Genomic DNA, 17,879 nt, shown 5'->3' on the forward strand with positions numbered 1-17,879 from the left:
GATGAGTTTTTTGCATGAATTAGAAAAATATCAAGCTTTTGATTATCAACGTTTTTTTGCGCAAGTTACGAAAGAGCAAATTTTATCAATCATCAGCAAAAATAAATTGTCGGTTATGGATTATTTAACATTATTGTCACCTAAGGCTGAAGAATGTTTAGAAGCAATTGCTCAACGTGCAAATGAAGTAACGATTCAGCAGTTTGGTAAAACGATGCAGCTTTTCACACCGATGTATATTGCAAATTATTGCATTAATCAATGTGTATATTGTGGATTTAACTGTAAAAACCAATTGACAAGAATGAAGCTTACAATGAAAGAGATTGAGAAAGAAGGAGAATGGATTGCTAAAACTGGTCTAAAGCATGTCTTGGTATTAACAGGAGAATCACCAATTCATAGCTCGGTAGATTACATAGTAGAGGCAGTAGATACTTTAAAAAAATTCTTTACTGGGATTAGTATTGAGGTCTATCCTTTAAGTGAAGATGACTATTACCGCGCAGTTAAAAATGGTGTAGATGGGATGACCATTTTTCAAGAAGTGTACGATAAAGAAATTTATAAAGAGCTTCATTTAGCAGGCCCAAAGCGCGATTATGAATTTCGTCTTGATGCACCGGAAAGAGCATGCAGAGCCGGATTAAGGACAGTAAATATCGGGGCACTCCTCGGCTTGAATGATTGGCGAAAAGAAGCGTTCTTGACAGGAGTCCATGCAAATTACCTACAGCGTAAATATAGTGAAGTTGAAATCGCCGTTTCTACACCAAGAATGCGCCCACATACGGGCGGATTTCCACCACGGGTTACAGTAAGTGATAAAAATATCGTGCAATATATCGTAGCTTATCGTTTGTTTATGCCGCGCAGTGGAATTACTTTATCATCAAGAGAAAGCTTTACATTGAGAAATCATTTAACGAAAATTGGTGTGACAAAGATGTCGGGAGGGGTAACTACGGCGGTTGGCGGACATAACAAAGGAGAAGAAGCAAGCCAGTTTGATATTTCTGATCATCGGAGTGTTGCTGAAATGGCTCAGATGCTGTATAACCAAGGGTATCAACCGATTTATAAAGATTGGCAGGTTGTATAATGACTGAATTTGAGAAAGGTCTATTAAAATATTTCTGTAAAGAAGATTTAAAAAAGATCCAACAAACTAAAATTGGTATTGCTGGTGCTGGGGGATTGGGATCAAATTGTGCGATGCTTCTCGTGCGTAGTGGATTTATTCATTTTACAATTGTTGATTTTGACCGGGTTGAGGTAAGCAATCTGAACCGGCAAAACTATGTTTATTCTCAGGTGAATCAGTCAAAGGTAGCTGCATTAAAAGAAAATTTGGCGCAGATCCATTCAAATGTGCAAATTGAAGCAGTAGAAGATAGATTAACTAGGGACAATATAAAAGAAATATTTTCTTCTTGTGATATTGTTATTGAAGCAGTGGATTGTCCAGAGACAAAAGCAATGATCATTGAAGAACTAGCACAAGCAGGAAAATATATTGTTGCTGCTTCAGGTTTAGCAGGCTGGGGAAATAGCGATCGGATAAAGGTGAAAAAAATCAATGACCGTCTTTATATTGTCGGAGATTTGATAAGTACAATAGAAAATAATCCTCCATGTGCGCCGGTGGTAACTTTAACAGCATCAAAGCAAGCTGATTTAGTTCTAGAAATTGTCTTACAGTAATTTGTTTTCTCGGGATAAATTTTGAGAAACATGATATGATGAAGAAAATGAAAAAAAGGGGAAATGCAAAATTTTATCTGATGACTTGATTAAAATTTTGCTAATAAGATGATGAATAAAGAAATAGCGATTGAAAATTTTTTGACGACGAAAATCTATGCGTTAACAGCAGAGAAATTATCCAAAGGAAAAACTAATTTAGAAGTTGTTGCTGCGTGTATAGAGGCTGGGATTAAATTTATCCAATATAGAGAGAAAACGAAGAAAACAAAAGCGATGTATGAGGAATGTTTGGCAATTCGCGAGATAACAAAACGAGCAGGTGTAACTTTTGTTGTGAATGATTATATTGATTTAGCATTGGCAGTGAAAGCTGACGGTGTACATGTTGGGCAGGAAGACTTTCCACCGCAGATTGTGCGGAAGCTGATTGGAAAAGATATGATTCTTGGACTCTCTACGCATAATTCTAAGCAGATAGAAGAAGCTGAAAAATGTGGTGTTGTCGATTATATTGGCGTTGGACCTGTATTTGCAACGCAAACAAAAACGGATGTTTGCGCGGCAGTTGGATTAACTTATGTCGAATATGCAGCAATGCATTCGCGGTTGCCATTTGTTGCGATTGGTGGAATTAAAGAGCATAATATTTGTGATGTTGCCAAAGCAGGTGCAAAAACGATCGCTGTTGTTTCTGATATCGTAGGTGCTGAAAACATTGTTGAAAAAATAAAAAAATTATCTCAACAAATGAAGATTGAAATGTAATATGTGGGAAATATACTTTTGTTATTGACAGCCTTGTTGCTTCGTGATAGTATTATATCTTGCTTGATGGTTGTGAGTATGAAAGATAATCGCGAGTACCGAATGGTATTTGAGGAAAGTCCGGGCTCCACAGGGCAAAGTGCTGGATAACGTCCAGCGAGGGTGACCTCAGGGAAAGTGCTATAGAAATTTAAACCGCCTAGCTTTGTTAGGTAAGGATGGAAAGGTGCGGTAAGAGCGCACCAGCAGTTAGGTGACTAACTGGCTTTGGTAAACCCCACTTGGAGCAAGACCGAATAGGGAAGGGATGATGTTGCCCGCGGAGCCTTCCGGGTTGTGTCGCTTGAGTTGTCAGGTAACTGACAATCTAGATAAATGATTATCACCGCGTGAGCGGAACAAAACTCGGCTTATTGATTACTCATAACTTTACTGAGAAATTAAAGGTTACTGAAACTAGAGGTTTCAGTAACCTTTTTATTTATAAAAAGGCAGGAGATTTATTGATTTTGTCGAATGCTTGTTAAAGTAGAATTTTTGCTATTGTAAGGCAATAGCATTGTAGTATGGAAGGATGGAAGAATTTATGATGAAGGCAAAAGGCTTGAGAACATTGGCGGTTGTTATGTCAATGGTGCTTTCTATAGGAGCTTTTGCAGGTTGTGGATCAACTCCAAAAGATGCTTCTAATCAGAAAGTTGTAAATGTAGGTATTGTTCAATTGGTTGAACACCCAGCGCTAGATGCAGCAAATAAAGGTTTTATTGATGGGTTAGCATCTAAAGGCTACAAAGAAAATGTGAATATTAAGTTTGACAGACAAAATGCACAGGCAGATCAATCAAACTTACAAAACATTAGCCAACGTTTTGTAAATAATAATGTGGATTTGGTTTGTGCAATTGCAACGCCAGCAGCACAGTCTGTTGCAAATGCAACAAAGACAATTCCTATTGTAGCTACTGCAGTTACCGATTATGAAGAGGCAAAACTTGTTGTTACTAACAAAGAGCCAAAAGGTAATGTAACAGGGACTACAGACATGAATCCTATCGCAGAACAAGTGGATTTATTAATGAAAATTTTACCGAATGCAAAACGCGTGGGAACGATTTATTGTTCTAGTGAAGTTAATTCACAAATGCAAGTAAGAGTAATGAAAGAATATGCAGAGTCTAAAGGGTTAGTCGTTGAAGAAGCTACGGTTTCTACTGTAAATGATATCCAACAAGCGGCACAAAGTTTAATGGGAAAAGTAGATGTTATTTATGTTCCGACAGATAATGTTATGGCTTCAGCTATACCTACTTTGGTCGGAGTTACAGATGAAGCTAAAATACCATTAATTTGTGGTGAAGCAAATCATGTTAAAGCGGGCGGACTTGCTACTTTAGGTGTAGATTATTATAAATTAGGATTCCAAACAGGTGAAATGGCAGCGGATATTTTATCAGGTAAAGCTAAACCAGAATCGATGCCAATTCAATCCCTAAAAGAAATGCAAACAACAATTAATGAAACTGTTGCCAAGAAATTGGGGATTACAATTCCAGAAGATCTTTTAAAAGATGCGGAAATTGTAAAATAAATTTGTATGGGGAGAGGGTTTCCTTTTAAGAAGGAGGCCCTTTCTTTCTTAGATAATGGGAGTATAGAGGGGGATTTTTATGTTGGATTTATTGATTCCAACGATTTCACAAGGTTTACTATGGTCAATTATGGCATTAGGTGTATATATTACATTTCGTGTTTTAGATATAGCTGATTTAACGGTAGAAGGGAGTTTCCCTTTAGGCGCTGCAGTTGCAGCCGCAATGATTGTTGAAGGCAGCGACCCGTTTGTTGCTATATTTGTTGCTGCTATTGCAGGTATGTTCGCGGGCATAATTACAGGAGTTTTACACACAAAATTAAAAATACCGGCTTTACTAGCAGGTATTCTAACAATGATAGCGCTTTACTCTATCAATTTGCGTGTTATGGGAAAAGCAAATGTATCTTTGCTTCGGATGGATACGGTATTTACAAATATGATGGATTTTGGTTTGTCAAATGTTAATGCTGTGTTATCTATTGGTATTATTAGCACAGTTTTTTTTGGAATATTAATTTATTGGTTTTTTGGCACGGAAATTGGCGCAGCGATTCGTGCGACTGGTTTTAATCAGCAAATGATTCGGGCAAATGGTGTAAATACGGATTTTACAATTATCTTAGGACTTTTGCTTAGCAATGCTTTAGTTGCAGTTTCTGGAGCTTTAGTTGCACAAAACAACGGATTTGCAGATGTTGGTATGGGAGTTGGTACAATTGTTATCGGTCTAGCTTCTGTTATTATTGGGGAAGTTTTATTTGGGACGAGAAGTTTTAAAAATTGTTTAATTTCCGTTATTTTAGGTTCGATTATTTATCGAATTGTTATTGCGATTGTATTGCAATTAGGAATGCCACCAAATGATTTAAAATTATTTACGGCAATTTTAGTCGCTATTGCATTATCTATGCCGTTATTTAAAAGTAAATTTGCAAAAAAAAGGGAGGTATAAGTAAAACCATGTTGAGAATTGAAAATATATCGAAGACTTTTAATGCTGGAACGATTAATGAAAAAAAAGCTTTATGTGGTTTAAACCTTCATTTAAATACAGGAGATTTTGTTACGGTAATTGGTGGTAATGGTGCTGGAAAATCAACGTTGATGAATTCTATTGCCGGAGCTTTTCTTGTGGATTCAGGTAAGATTGTTATTGATGGTGACGATATCACAAAAGTGCCAGAGCATAAACGGGCAAAATATATTGGCAGGGTATTTCAAGATCCTATGATGGGAACAGCTGCTGGTATGATGATTGAAGAAAATCTTGCGATTGCAGCAAGACGAGGTAAGGCGCCAGGACTTGCTTGGAGTTCTAGAAAATCAGATCAAGCATGGTTTGTTGACCTATTAAAGGAGCTAGACCTTGGCTTAGAAAATCGTTTGACAACAAAAGTGGGGTTATTATCGGGCGGGCAGCGGCAAGCAATTACTTTGTTGATGGCAACAATGAATCAGCCTAAACTTTTACTTTTGGATGAGCATACGGCCGCGCTTGATCCAAAGACGGCCGAAAAGGTATTAAATTTGACAGGTAAGATTGTAAATAAACATCATCTAACAACATTGATGATTACGCATAATATGAAAGATGCCTTGAGTTTTGGCAATCGTTTAATCATGCTTCATAATGGACAAATTATTATTGATGTTTCTGGTAAGGAAAAAAGTAGTCTTAGTATTGCTGATTTACTAAAAATGTTTGAACAAGCAAGTGGCAATGAGTTTGCCAATGATAGAATGCTGTTAAGTTAAAAAAATAGTGTCTCTGCATTTTGCAGAGACACTATTTTTATTTGGTGACTATTTGAGATGAATTTAAAAATCTAGTTGAATCAAGGCTTAAGTTATCTCTTCCAACAAAGAATTTCTGGATCTTTTTTGGGAATAGGTAAATGATTGGTTTGTGGATATCCAATAACAATAGGGGCAATTGCCTCGTATTCTTCGGGAATATTTAACTCTGTTTTGATTTTACTAGAGTTAAAATGATAAATAGAAAAGCCAATCCAGCAAGTTCCTAATTCTAAATCAGCAGCAGTCAGCATTAGGTTTTGTGCTGCTAGTGCACAATCTTCATGTGGATGTAAAGATGGCTTTTTTGCATAAATCACAATTAAAGCTGGTGCGTGATGAAAAATATTAAAAGTTTCTTTTTCCATAAGTGAGCGATATTTTTCTAGGATTGTTTTTTCGGTATTCATTTTTTCAATAAGCGATTTTTTTATTTCTGTTGAGTATCTATCTAATAACTCTGTATTTTCAATTACAGCGAAAGCCCAAGGCTGTAAATTCATTGCACTTGGGGCTTTACTTGCATTAAGAATTAGGTGTTCAATTTTTTCTTTTTCTACGGCAGTATTTGTATATTTGCGAACGGAGCGGCGTGTTTCAATTGCTTCTTGTAAGATCATAATAGTCCGCCTTTCTTTTTTATAATGATTATTACAAAACATAGTGAAAATGTCAAACTTTATTCAAGGTAATTTTATTTAATTTCATAGAAACGTAAAAGACAAAAAATCAGTATTTTGCCTTAAATGTAAAAAGATAGATAACAGTAAGAAACCTTGACAAGCAAACATAGAAATTGATACAATGAAAAACAAGGGATTTAAGGATGCTTTATTTCAGAAATGAAGAAATAAAGTCGACAAAGATGTCGACTCCTAAACGATAGGGGAGACGTCTTTTTGCTGTTTTATTGGTGGAATACTGATATTAAAATTGAATGATGGGGAGAGGCTGGAAATAATGAAAAGTTACAAAAAGATTGTTAGTTTAGTACTTTGCTGCATGATGCTTGCAGGTATAGCTTTACTTGCTGGATGTGGTTCTAGTCAAAAAGCAGACAAAAAAGTATTAAAAGTTGGTATGGAATGCGGTTATGCTCCTTATAACTGGACACAAACAGATAATGCAAATGGTGCTGTGAAAATTGCTGGCAGTGATGCTTATGCATATGGTTATGATGTTATTGTTGCTAAGAAACTGGCAGAATCCATGGGAGCTGAACTTGAAATACATAAAATTGAATGGGATGGTTTAGCGCCTGCTGTAGCTTCCGGTAAGATTGATGCTGCAATTGCAGGGATGAGTATCACATCAAAACGTAAGGAAAGTGTTGATTTTACTTCTCCTTATTATTATGCATCTGTAGTTGCACTTACAAAAGTGGATGGTCCTTTTGGAAAAGCAAAAGATATTAACGATTTAAAAGGTGCAGTTGCTACATCTCAGCTAAATACAATTTGGTATGATTTAATTGGCCAAATTCCAGAGGCTAAAATTCAACCAGCGATTGATAATGTGCCAGGTATGATTGTGGCATTAACATCTGGAAAAGTTGAAGTTCTTGTTTTAGACCGTCCGACAGCGATGGCAGCAGCTTTTGCGAATCCAGGACTTGTGATGTTAGACTTTAAAGATGCAAAAGGTTTTGAAGCATCTAAAGAAGATGTTGAAATCGGTATTGCAGTGAAAAAAGGTAACGAAGAATTGGTTAAACAAATGAACAGTGTATTAGATAAAATGACTGATGCTGACCGTGATAAAATCATGGAAGAAGCAATTAAAAGTCAACCATTAGCAAATTAATTTTGCCTATGTTATGGGACGGCAGTTGCCGTCCCTCTTTTCAGTAAATAAATAGTCAAGGTGGAACTTTGTATGACGACATCAATGCCTGTAACATTTTTTGAATGGGTATTATTTCTTTTAGATAAATATGGAGCAATGTTGGCAAATGGTGCGATGGTAACGATGGCGCTAGCTTTAGTTGGTACTTTTGTCGGCTGTATTATTGGTTTATTAGTCGGGATTGTTCAAACGATTCCCATCAATCCGCGTGCGGGTGTGATTACTCGGACGTTAAATCATTGTGTACAATTTATTTTATCTGCTTATGTGGAGGTTTTTCGCGGTACACCAATGATTGTACAAGCAATGGTCTTTTACTATGGGTCAATGAGCTTATTTGATATAGATATGTCACCGCTACTTGCAGGTTTTTTAGTTGTTTCGATTAATACAGGAGCATATATGGCGGAAACCGTAAGAGGGGGGATTTTCTCTGTTGATGAAGGACAGACTGAAGCTGCCAAAGCAATTGGTATGACACATTTTCAGACGATGTATAATGTTGTTTTGCCACAAGCATTGCGTAATATTATGCCGCAAATTGGTAATAATTTAATTATTAATATTAAAGATACCTCTGTATTGAATGTAATATCTGTAACAGAATTATATTTTGCGTCTAAATCAGCAGCGGGTGTATATTATAAATATTTTGAAGTATTCTTCATTACTTGTGTAATTTATTTTATTTTAACATTTACGGTTTCGCGAATTTTGCGTTGGCTTGAAAATAGGATGGACGGAGAAGATAACTATGCATTAGTGTCTTATGATCCAATGGCTGATCCTTGTGGACCGTTTGGTATGCAACCGAAAAAGAAAGGCAGGGATTAAGATGGCAGAAGAAAATAAAAATCCTATGCCGGTATTAGAAGTAAAACATCTAGTAAAATTTTTTGGTGAACGGGAAATTTTAAAGGATATTGATTTTCAAGTTTTTCAAGGTGATGTAATTAGTATTATTGGTGCATCCGGTTCAGGAAAATCCACATTGCTTCGTTGTATTAATATGCTTGAGATTCCTACCTCGGGGGACATTGTTTACCAAGGTGAAATTATTGATGATACAAGCAAGGATATTGCCCTTTATCGAACAAAGGTTGGTATGGTTTTTCAACAGTTTAATTTATTTAATAATATGACAGTTTTAGAAAATTGTATGGTTGGGCCAGTTAAGGTTTTAAAGCGAGATAAAGAAACTGCTAAACAGAATGCGATGAAATATCTAAATAAAGTTGGTATGGCACAATATATCAATGCGAAGCCACATCAATTATCAGGTGGACAACGGCAACGTGTGGCAATTGCTAGAGCTTTGGCGATCGAACCCAAAGTATTGTTATTCGATGAACCGACTTCGGCACTAGATCCTCAAATGGTAGGAGAAGTACTCAGTGTAATGAGAAGTTTAGCTCAAGAAGGTCTTACGATGATTATCGTAACGCATGAAATGGCTTTTGCACGTGATGTATCTACTCGTGTTGTTTTCATGGATCAAGGTATTATTGCTGAAGATGCATCTCCGGAAGAATTATTTAATCATCCTAAAAATGAACGGACGAAAGAATTTTTGTCGCGTTTTACTGCAAATTAAATGAATTTGAATTTCGCAGTACAGTTGTATTAGAAATGTTTATCCGATGGCTTAGCTGCTCTAAGCCCCCAACTTCTGTAAATAGGAGTATACCTACAGAGCACAGGCGAGCAGCTAAGCCCTTGGATAAGGCCGGCTAAGATTCAGGTGGAGTGAAAATTCCACCTGAATCAAGTGACTTTATTTCGATTAAATACTCGATATGTACTGCATATCGAGTATTTTTGTATATACTGTAAATAAGTAGTGCGAAATAATTGGGGAGAAAAAATGAAATTAATATCAATTGTTGTTCCTGTTTATAATGAGGAAGAAAATATCGAGCATTTTTATGAAGAAATCTGTAAAACAATGCAGCCGCTTGGGTATGATTTTGAGCTGGTTTTTGTGGATGATGGTTCAAAAGATAGCAGTATTTTAATTCTGGATCATTTATCGCAGCGAGATGATCGAGTTAAACCTTTATATTTAGTCCGTAACTTTGGTCATCAGATTGCATTGACTTGCGGACTAGATCATGCCAAAGGGGAAGCAGTAATTACAATGGATGGAGATATGCAGCATCCACCAACCTTTATCCCAATATTAATTGAAAAATGGGAAGACGGATATGAAGTGGTTCAAACGGTTCGAAAAACAACAGAAGGTGTATCTTGGTTTAAAAATAAAACGTCAGCGCTTTATTATAAATTAATCAATAAGATATCAAAAGTAAAAATTCAACCGGGTGGCTCTGATTTTAGGCTCATGGATCGACGCGTAGTAGAAAGCTTTAAATTATATAAAGAACGAGCGAGATTTATTCGTGGGATGATAGGCGCTATTGGCTATAAGCAAATTCAGCTTGAATTTGTTGCTCCAAAGCGTTTTGCAGGCACTTCAAAATTTTCTTTAAATAAAATGCTACATTTTGCTCTTGATGGAATTACCGCATACTCTAAAATGCCATTAAGGTTTGCTTTCTATTTAGGGATTATCTTTGGTCTTTTTAGTATTCTTTTAACTGGTCATGTAATGTACATCAAATGGTTTACTGATGAAGCTGTCCCTGGATGGGCAACATTATCGGTAAGTATATCGCTTTTAGGCGGTATTCAGTTAATGGGATTGGGGATTATTGGTGAATATGTTGGGAGGATTTTTGAAGAGGTAAAGCAGCGTCCACTTTATTTTGTTCGTGAAAAACCGAATATTTTAGATATAAACGAAAAAAATAAAGAAAAAAAGAAGTGATTTTATAAATTTAGCAGGAATTTTTACCTTTTTGTAGAAGCTTATAATAACAAGAAAAAGCCGAATCATTGAGTGAGCGGGGGAACCATTTTAGGGGTGAATTTTGTTTTATTTTATCTATATGGATAGGTTAAAACATCATGGGTATCTCTATCCAAATCCGTCAGCTAACCTCGTAGGCGTAGAGAGAGAAGAGTGACTTATTGAGTAAAGTGTTTCGTGTTTTCGTTTTGTCGTTGCTAATGGTAAGCGTAGTTTCTGTTGTGAATGCTGCAGCATTCCGTGCAGGAGATCGGGGCGAAGAAGTGGCTGCGATTCAAAGAGAATTAGTTAGCTTGGGCTATCATGTATCAGTAGATGGAGATTTTGGTCCGGCTACAGCCGCTGCGGTTAAATCCTTTCAAGCAAATTACGGGTTAGAGGCAGATGGGTTAGTTGGTTCAGCTACTTATCGTGCTTTGATGGGAAGAGAAATTCCAGAGGTCAGTCGTGCTGGTTCTACATCTTTAGTTCGTCGAATTATTCAAGATTCCTTACAGTACATAGGAGTTCCTTATTCTTTTGGAGGGACAACTCCAAGTGGGTTTGATTGTTCAGGTTTTATTCGTTATGTATTTGCGGATAGTGGAATTTACTTACCGAGAGCTGCTGATGAACAATACACTGCTGGTTATCAAGTTTATAATTTGCAGCCAGGAGACTTAGTTTTCTTTTCTACATACACGTATGGTGCATCACATTCAGGGATTTATTTAGGCGATGGAAAATTTATAAGTTCTACATCTAGTAGTGGGGTAAGAATTGATGATTTAACAACAGGATATTGGGGTGCTTGTTACATTGGTGCCCGTCGTGTACTTTAAATTGAACATAAAAGAGGCATTGCGCCTCTTTTTTATTTATATAAAAATAGGATTAGACTTTGCCAGCCTAATCCTATTTTTTAATATGAACGTAAATTCTCCCACATAGAATAAATACACATTGCTATGATTAATCCTAAAATAATTAAATCGCCAAATGACATAGTCATTCTCTCCTTTTATTAAACTTAATACTACCAATCTTTTCAAGGCACAATCTTTGTAATTGTTCCATAGAATAAAGCACAGATTGAACGGAGGGGATTGGTAATGTCTTTTTTATTAACACTATTTGCATTGTTCGGAAAAGGTTTAAGCTTACTTGTTGCTTATGTTGCTAATAATACATTTCCATTACCATTGACTGAAAAAGAAGAACAAGAGGAGTTAGAACGGTTAAGGCAAGGAGATGAAAGTGCAAAGAATGTTCTGATTGAGCGTAATCTTCGCTTGGTAGCGCATATCGTTAAGAAATTTGATAATACAGGGGAAGATTCAGATGATTTGATTTCAATTGGTACAATTGGCCTAATTAAAGCAATTAACACATTTGACTTAAATAAAAAAATTCGTTTAGCTACCTATGCTGCGCGGTGTATAGAAAATGCTATTCTCACACAGCGGATAAAAACAATTTAAATAATACTAGTCAGATTATTTTTCATGAAAAATGGCACCCGTTTATACGTCTTAGTAGCCATACGCATATAATGACCTGCCATTGCCCTGGCGGCATTAAGTATGCGCCATTATATATTCACAGCTTCCAATTATTGCAACCACGCAAATTACTTGAAGCGGAAAGGTTCAATATTCAATATACCAGCCCGTCTGAAATTGACACAGTAGCAGACAAGCTGCGTTATTACCGACATAAAAAAGCGCTGCGGCAAAAAGATGTAGCTGAAAAAACTGGAATTCACCTTGCTACTTATTGCGCTTATGAACAGGAAGATAGAAAAATTCCTTATCCTTTGGACAAGCTAAGTAAAATTGCTGAACTTTTTGACGTTGAAATCACAGACCTGCTTGATCATTATAATCTATTTTTATACAACGGACAAGCTCAGCAAATACGAGCGTTGCGTCAAAGCTTAGGCCTAAGCAAGAAAGAATTTGGTAAGCTATATGGATTTCACGCACACACGGTTAATCAGTGGGAAAATGATAATATTCAAATTTTAAAAACTACCTGGGTGAAATTGTTTGGTGACGAATAAAAATAGTAGCTAGTTGTGCTTTTCTTGAAATGTCCTATAAAAACGCGCACATACTAAAAAGTCTTGAAGATAAAAAATGCGGGATTTTACTGCACGTGATTTTGCGAATTATTCGAGGTGGAATTTTCAAAAATCCGCCCAGATTGATAGGCAGTTATGAGAACTGGTAGATTCATTAAAAATCATCTGGATCTAAACCGTACCAATTACCATCAGTTTGAGGCAACTGTCTTTGTCGAACTCCCTGTGCAAATCGATAGCGCATTTCATAAAAGTCATTTCTCAAATTCAAGTTATCTTCTTCAATCCACTCATCAATAGTTTTTTCCCAATCTTGTAACCATTTAATGTGTAATGCCTGCTCAATTTCTAAAAAAGCATCAAGATATAGTTTGACATTTAATAAGCAAGGTTTACATCCATAAACATAACCATATTTTCCATCTACATATTCTGCTAAACCAACAAGCGAGTTTGGAATATTTTCATCAGACAATATATCTTTTTTGCAACAAACACACTTTAAAGGTTGGTAGTTTTGTTCAGACACGTTCATATAATATTTATGAGGATACAAGCCAAAACTTTGCAAAATTTTAGTGTTCATTGATTGCATTATCTGTGATATATCTTGAGGGCCAAAAATCAAATATTTGTATTGAGAATTACCACATATTCCGTCTAATCTCTTTTGTAGTCCAGTTGTTATTCCCGTAGAATAGAACCCTATAAAACCAGTTACATTAAATTGTAATAACCTGTCACTGATATTTTGTTCATCATCTTGTCCTACATGTTTACCTGATTTTAAATAATGCTTACAACTAACCAAGTATCTGGAATCATCACGTTCAACTAAATAATCCTGCCCGCCATCAGTACCATATGCAGGTAAACTGTATGGGACAAAACCAATCTGGCGTAAAACATGGACAGAAAATTTTTCCCATTCTTCATCGTCCATATTATGAAAAAAAGTAATAAATCTATTCATCTCTTCACCCCTTCACCACACATAACTTTCTTATATTTTTTGTTTTGTAGACTTACTTAAATATAGTTATTATATCACTAATCCATTACTAACGACAATCTTATAGCTTATTTTCAGTACCTTGTTACAAGCTTACGGTTTGTACATATGATGAAGAAGGTCTTGGCATTCGTTAAGAGAGTAAAGTTTAATGATATGCTGATGGGGAAGTTATGTTTGTTGTAACATAAAGTTGGAAAACGCATTTTATCGTTTGACTGATTGAAGCCTACGGAAAGGTATACAAAAGATTATGGATATTTATAAAGGCAGTGGAAAGGAACCACAGATAGAAATATCAGATAACGCTTTTAAGATTGTCCTGCCGAATCTCAATGCTCAGACTAAGAAACAGCCAAGCGGAAAAACTAATGCAGATGGCAAGGAAACAAGGTATGGTCACACGGAAGAAGGTTGAAAAGCTGTTAGGTATCGGACAGAGAACAAGTCGACGCCTATAAAAGCGATGAAAAATAGGCAGATTACTCAGCAATAAAAAGGAAAAAATATATATTACAGCTTTCTAAATAAATATATTTAAAAAATTATAACTATGGGACAAGACGAGGACTTCATGTCCTTGTCTTTTTTGTGAAATTTATTTGGCTAAACAATGTATAATTTACATTTGAAAATTTCCTTATAAAGCCTATTAAGATAATTTCTGCTATAATGAAGGAAAAGTCAAAGCGTTGCGCGAAAAAACTTTGTTTAACACTGTATAATAAATTTTTATTCCATTTGAGCAAAAGTAGTTAATTACTCCCCAAAAAAGGTTGTCGGCGCGGCGGATATCTGATCCTTAAGTAATACATCTAAATATATTACTTAAGGATCAAATCATATTTTAATTGAGAACTTACAAAGGCAATAAGTAATATGAGGTAAAAGTCTTGATGAATAGGAGAAAGTAAAATGGGCAGACAAACGGAAGCTTTTAAGAAAATGCATCCTGAACAATTTTCAGATTCAAAGATTATTCAAAAAGGTAAATTGGATCGTGATTTTTTAGATTTTTATTTTGAAACATTAACTAGTAAAAGTTTAGATAAGGCTTTTGAGGATTTTTGTAGGCATATTGCCGAGGTTGAAATCTGTCCTAATTTATTACCACAAACTGGGCCTACTGGCGGTGGTGACAGTAAAGTTGATAGTGAAACATATCCAGTGGCAGAGGCAATTTCTGCGCTCTGGTATTATGGTAATGGAAACAAAGCTGCAACAGAGCGTTGGGCATTTGCAATTAGTGCTAAGAAGGATTGGAAGCCAAAAGTCAAATCTGATGTTGCAAAAATTGCAAAAGTCAATCAGAATGAAAACCGTGGCTATGCAAAAGTTTTCTTCATGTCTAATCAGTATATTTCAGATAAAAAGAGAGCCGATACGGAGGATGAGTTACGTAAGCTCTATAATCTGGATGTTCGCATAATTGATCGTACATGGCTACTTGATAAGGCACTTAAAAATACAAACAATGTTGAAATAACAATAAAGAGCTTTGGCCTTTCCAACAATTTTTCTAATGAAATACAAGTTGGAGAGCGAGATTACAGACGTAAGCAAGAGTATGATCAAATCGAAAATAAGTTGGCAAATGATAATTTAAAATCATCGGAGATGGTTGTACTTTCTCAAAGAAGTATAGTTTTAGCAAGAGAACTTGAGTTTTCAAAACAACAGGTATTAGGGCTGATTGAACGTAATAATAGAATAGCTAAAGAATATGGTACTATCATAAACATTGCTGATGCTGTTTATGATGCTGCTTGGACTGTCTACTGGTGGTATTGTGATGCGGAAATCTATTATGACTATTATAAAGAATATGAGAAAATTGTACTCAAAGAGAATAATGTGAATTTGTTCAAGAATCTTGTTACACTTTGGATAAATCTACATTCTCTATCCCTTGAAAATAAAGATATTCCTTTAGATGATCACATAATACATCTGAAGGAAAAATATAATCAATTTATTAGTGACCCTTCAAAGCCCAATACCGCGATTGAAGCTAAAGCAGCGTACCAACTAGCGCGGTTCTTCCTTGGTGACACACCTAATGACATAGTTGATGAGATGATTCAAATAGTGGATGATAGTTTTGGTCATCTTGATTTAGATTTGTATCCATTAAGCCGGGCTGTTCAGGAATTTCCAGTCTTTGAAGAAGCGGAACGCTATAATGAGTTGTTTGAACGTATAGTTACCATTATGAGTGAACAAAAGCAAAAATCAGAAGCCGCACTAATGCTGGCAAAGCGAGGTCACTCATTGAAAACAAAAAAACCATATGAAGCGTTGGCTTATTTTAGTCGTTCTCTTATGAGTTTGTATAATGAGAACAATAAAACCCATTTGATCACAGTTGTCATGGAAATGGGTGATATTTTTGAGAAAGTAGGGCTTCTCTGGGCGGCAAGAAATTTTTATTATTTTGATTTCTGCTTATGTTTGAATCAGTATATGAAATTTGGTGAAGTTCTTCCGGGACTGTTCATGAGTGCGTACGCGTTAAAATACATAGAATTGAGACTTGGGCACATATTGTATGCTACAAGTTTTGATGCCTTGGCCAATATTTCAGAGCATTTATATCCGGAAAAAATAAAATCAAACGATGAAGCAGATAATTTTGATTATATTCTTGCTATTCAAATGCTTCGTACAAGTTATGAAGTGGAAAAATTTCTTGGACAATTACCAGCTTATTTAGAGGGACAAGGATTAACTTTTTCCAGTGCTGCAATGAAATATGAACTGGGATATTATGATGAATCTATTTTGGATGATCTAAATGGCAGTACAGAAGCATTTGATGATTTGATTGAAAAGTGGAAAGTACAGCCTGCTTTGGATCAGCTGAATTACCTTCCGTGGTTTGGAATAGAACCATCGTGTCAGATGCAAACCAATTTATTAGGTTGCTCCATTGAATTAAATACCAGTGGCTCCTATGAGCATGGTGAGGTTGAGATTGGCGCGACGATTCTTGCAACGATAGAAAGTTTCTTCGGAACTGGCGTAGCCAATGACCTTATTTCTTTAACTGGAAAAATTAAAATAGAACTTTATTTTGATGCTGACAATAAATCTTTGATTAAGGGCAAGATTCTTGATGAAAAGCCCAATGTTATTTCCGTGACATTCAAAGATTATGACTCAAAGAATATCATTAACGCGCAAAGTGATTTTTCTGATTTTTTGATAGAATTAATTGGGATGGTTATAGCAATCATGTTTCCATTTGGATCTGAATTGAAAAAAATTAAAAAGATGATTAAAAACGATGCAGCATTTGATCGTTCACAAACTTTTTCAAATAGCGTATTTTATGGTATGGAAACGCTCGGGAAAAGAACTTTTTGTTTTGCGTCAATTATAAACGATTTTGAAGAACTGCCAATGAAACGCACAAAAAAATCTGAAACTACAGATAGTAAACCTTTAGATGATATAATAGAGCCTATTGTTCCGGAGAGAGTGCATCACTGTAAACCGCCAGAAGATGTTGATTTAAAAAATGTCAGTAATGCAGATATTACCACTTCTTCAATTGTAAATGTCCCATTATGGAATATTTGTGGTTGGCAAGGTGTACTATTCATGGCAAGTCCATTGCACACTTTTCCTCCCGTTTTATCATTGGCATTTACAAAGACCACTTGCAAGAGTATTTTTGAAGATTGGATAAAAGATCTTGGCCACAATGATAGCAAGAACAAAATTGGTATACGTATAATAAAAGGAATTGATAAGAAACACCCGTACTGGTATCGAGTAGTTATTTGTCAGTTGGGATTCTCACATAATAGCGCACAAAATGCGCAGATTATAGCAATGCCGGTAAGATTCCATACAATGGAGCCTAACAATGATGTTAATCTTAAAATGTTCGAGAGGGAATTGCAAATAGTAAAGAGCTTCTCAATTTGTCCTTCGTATTTTTCAGATGTCACAGCACAACCTACTGTTTTTGATAAGTTGATGATACATAAGAATCTAGATAGTATAATGATATGTGATGCCTGTGATGTGCTGGAAACAGATTGGATGACAGAGTGTGCTATCCTTCCAACTGATGATCCATTTATTCCTTTGGGTAAAGAACGCGCTCCTATATTAACAATGATTGAAAGGAAAAGGCGGAAGGAGCATGATGCTGATTTTTGAAGAAAAAAATTGTCTGCATTTTTATATTTCTATAATCACTTGGGAAAATTCATAACAACTT

The 17,879-nt window shown here is 35.7% G+C and carries 16 protein-coding genes, 1 other RNA gene and 1 riboswitch; of the genes, 15 read left to right on the top strand and 2 right to left on the bottom strand.

What is annotated here, in order from left to right; all coding sequences use genetic code 11:
* The first annotated feature begins 1 nt into the window (after nt 1).
* From thiH to P3F81_RS03825, 7 genes are all read left to right on the top strand, one after another.
* A complete protein-coding gene (thiH, locus tag P3F81_RS03795; RefSeq protein ID WP_147667753.1) occupies nt 2-1,102 on the top strand; it encodes a 2-iminoacetate synthase ThiH in 1,101 nt (366 codons plus the stop codon).
* Nucleotides 1,102-1,704 carry a sulfur carrier protein ThiS adenylyltransferase ThiF gene (thiF, locus tag P3F81_RS03800; RefSeq protein WP_147667754.1) on the top strand — a complete coding sequence of 201 codons (603 nt, stop codon included), beginning with the start codon at nt 1,102-1,104 and terminating at the stop codon, nt 1,702-1,704. The genes thiH and thiF overlap by 1 nt, the downstream gene beginning before the upstream one ends.
* 111 nt (nt 1,705-1,815) lie before the next feature.
* Nucleotides 1,816-2,472 (top strand): thiamine phosphate synthase, encoded by a 657-nt coding sequence (gene thiE, locus P3F81_RS03805; RefSeq protein WP_147667755.1) that lies wholly within the window; start codon nt 1,816-1,818, stop codon nt 2,470-2,472.
* A gap of 73 nt (nt 2,473-2,545) precedes the next feature.
* An RNA gene (gene rnpB, locus P3F81_RS03810) (RNase P RNA component class A) lies at nt 2,546-2,900 on the top strand.
* A gap of 158 nt (nt 2,901-3,058) precedes the next feature.
* On the top strand, nt 3,059-4,060 hold the full coding sequence (locus P3F81_RS03815; RefSeq protein ID WP_147667756.1) for an ABC transporter substrate-binding protein: 1,002 nt from the start codon (nt 3,059-3,061) through the stop codon (nt 4,058-4,060).
* Nucleotides 4,061-4,142: 82 nt separating this feature from the next.
* Nucleotides 4,143-5,018, top strand: a complete 876-nt coding sequence (locus P3F81_RS03820; protein WP_147668207.1) for an ABC transporter permease — start codon at nt 4,143-4,145, stop codon at nt 5,016-5,018.
* A gap of 8 nt (nt 5,019-5,026) precedes the next feature.
* Nucleotides 5,027-5,821, top strand: a complete 795-nt coding sequence (locus P3F81_RS03825; RefSeq protein WP_147667757.1) for an ABC transporter ATP-binding protein — start codon at nt 5,027-5,029, stop codon at nt 5,819-5,821.
* A 92-nt stretch (nt 5,822-5,913) separates the two neighbouring features.
* On the opposite strand, the gene P3F81_RS03830 is transcribed toward P3F81_RS03825, so the two are convergent.
* Entirely contained in the window at nt 5,914-6,480 is a 567-nt protein-coding gene (locus P3F81_RS03830) for a nitroreductase family protein (RefSeq protein ID WP_147667758.1), read from the bottom strand.
* 340 nt (nt 6,481-6,820) lie between these two features.
* Between P3F81_RS03830 and P3F81_RS03835 the strand changes: the two genes are divergently transcribed.
* From P3F81_RS03835 to P3F81_RS03865, 7 genes are all read left to right on the top strand, one after another.
* Complete coding sequence (locus P3F81_RS03835) at nt 6,821-7,663, top strand: transporter substrate-binding domain-containing protein (RefSeq protein ID WP_147667759.1); 843 nt, start codon at nt 6,821-6,823, stop codon at nt 7,661-7,663.
* A gap of 72 nt (nt 7,664-7,735) precedes the next feature.
* A complete protein-coding gene (locus P3F81_RS03840; protein WP_147667760.1) occupies nt 7,736-8,539 on the top strand; it encodes an amino acid ABC transporter permease in 804 nt (267 codons plus the stop codon).
* A gap of 1 nt (nt 8,540) precedes the next feature.
* Nucleotides 8,541-9,299 (top strand): amino acid ABC transporter ATP-binding protein, encoded by a 759-nt coding sequence (locus P3F81_RS03845; protein WP_147667761.1) that lies wholly within the window; start codon nt 8,541-8,543, stop codon nt 9,297-9,299.
* A gap of 270 nt (nt 9,300-9,569) precedes the next feature.
* Nucleotides 9,570-10,532, top strand: a complete 963-nt coding sequence (locus P3F81_RS03850; protein WP_147667762.1) for a glycosyltransferase family 2 protein — start codon at nt 9,570-9,572, stop codon at nt 10,530-10,532.
* A 48-nt stretch (nt 10,533-10,580) separates the two neighbouring features.
* A riboswitch (cyclic di-AMP (ydaO/yuaA leader) is annotated at nt 10,581-10,728 on the top strand.
* A gap of 46 nt (nt 10,729-10,774) precedes the next feature.
* On the top strand, nt 10,775-11,395 hold the full coding sequence (locus P3F81_RS03855; protein WP_434064768.1) for a C40 family peptidase: 621 nt from the start codon (nt 10,775-10,777) through the stop codon (nt 11,393-11,395).
* A 270-nt stretch (nt 11,396-11,665) separates the two neighbouring features.
* Entirely contained in the window at nt 11,666-12,034 is a 369-nt protein-coding gene (locus tag P3F81_RS03860) for a sigma-70 family RNA polymerase sigma factor (RefSeq protein WP_434064759.1), read from the top strand.
* A gap of 71 nt (nt 12,035-12,105) precedes the next feature.
* Nucleotides 12,106-12,615, top strand: coding sequence for a transcriptional regulator (locus P3F81_RS03865; protein WP_309320637.1), 510 nt, complete (start codon nt 12,106-12,108; stop codon nt 12,613-12,615).
* Between the two features lie 175 nt (nt 12,616-12,790).
* On the opposite strand, the gene P3F81_RS03870 is transcribed toward P3F81_RS03865, so the two are convergent.
* A complete protein-coding gene (locus P3F81_RS03870; RefSeq protein WP_309320639.1) occupies nt 12,791-13,609 on the bottom strand; it encodes a restriction endonuclease in 819 nt (272 codons plus the stop codon).
* A gap of 954 nt (nt 13,610-14,563) precedes the next feature.
* On the opposite strand from P3F81_RS03870, the gene P3F81_RS03875 reads away from it, so the two are divergent.
* Nucleotides 14,564-17,818 (top strand): hypothetical protein, encoded by a 3,255-nt coding sequence (locus P3F81_RS03875; RefSeq protein ID WP_309320640.1) that lies wholly within the window; start codon nt 14,564-14,566, stop codon nt 17,816-17,818.
* Nucleotides 17,819-17,879 lie beyond the last annotated feature (61 nt).

It is taken from the genome of Selenobaculum gibii (assembly GCF_030273445.1).
Lineage (GTDB): Bacteria > Bacillota > Negativicutes > ICN-92133 > ICN-92133 > Selenobaculum > Selenobaculum gibii.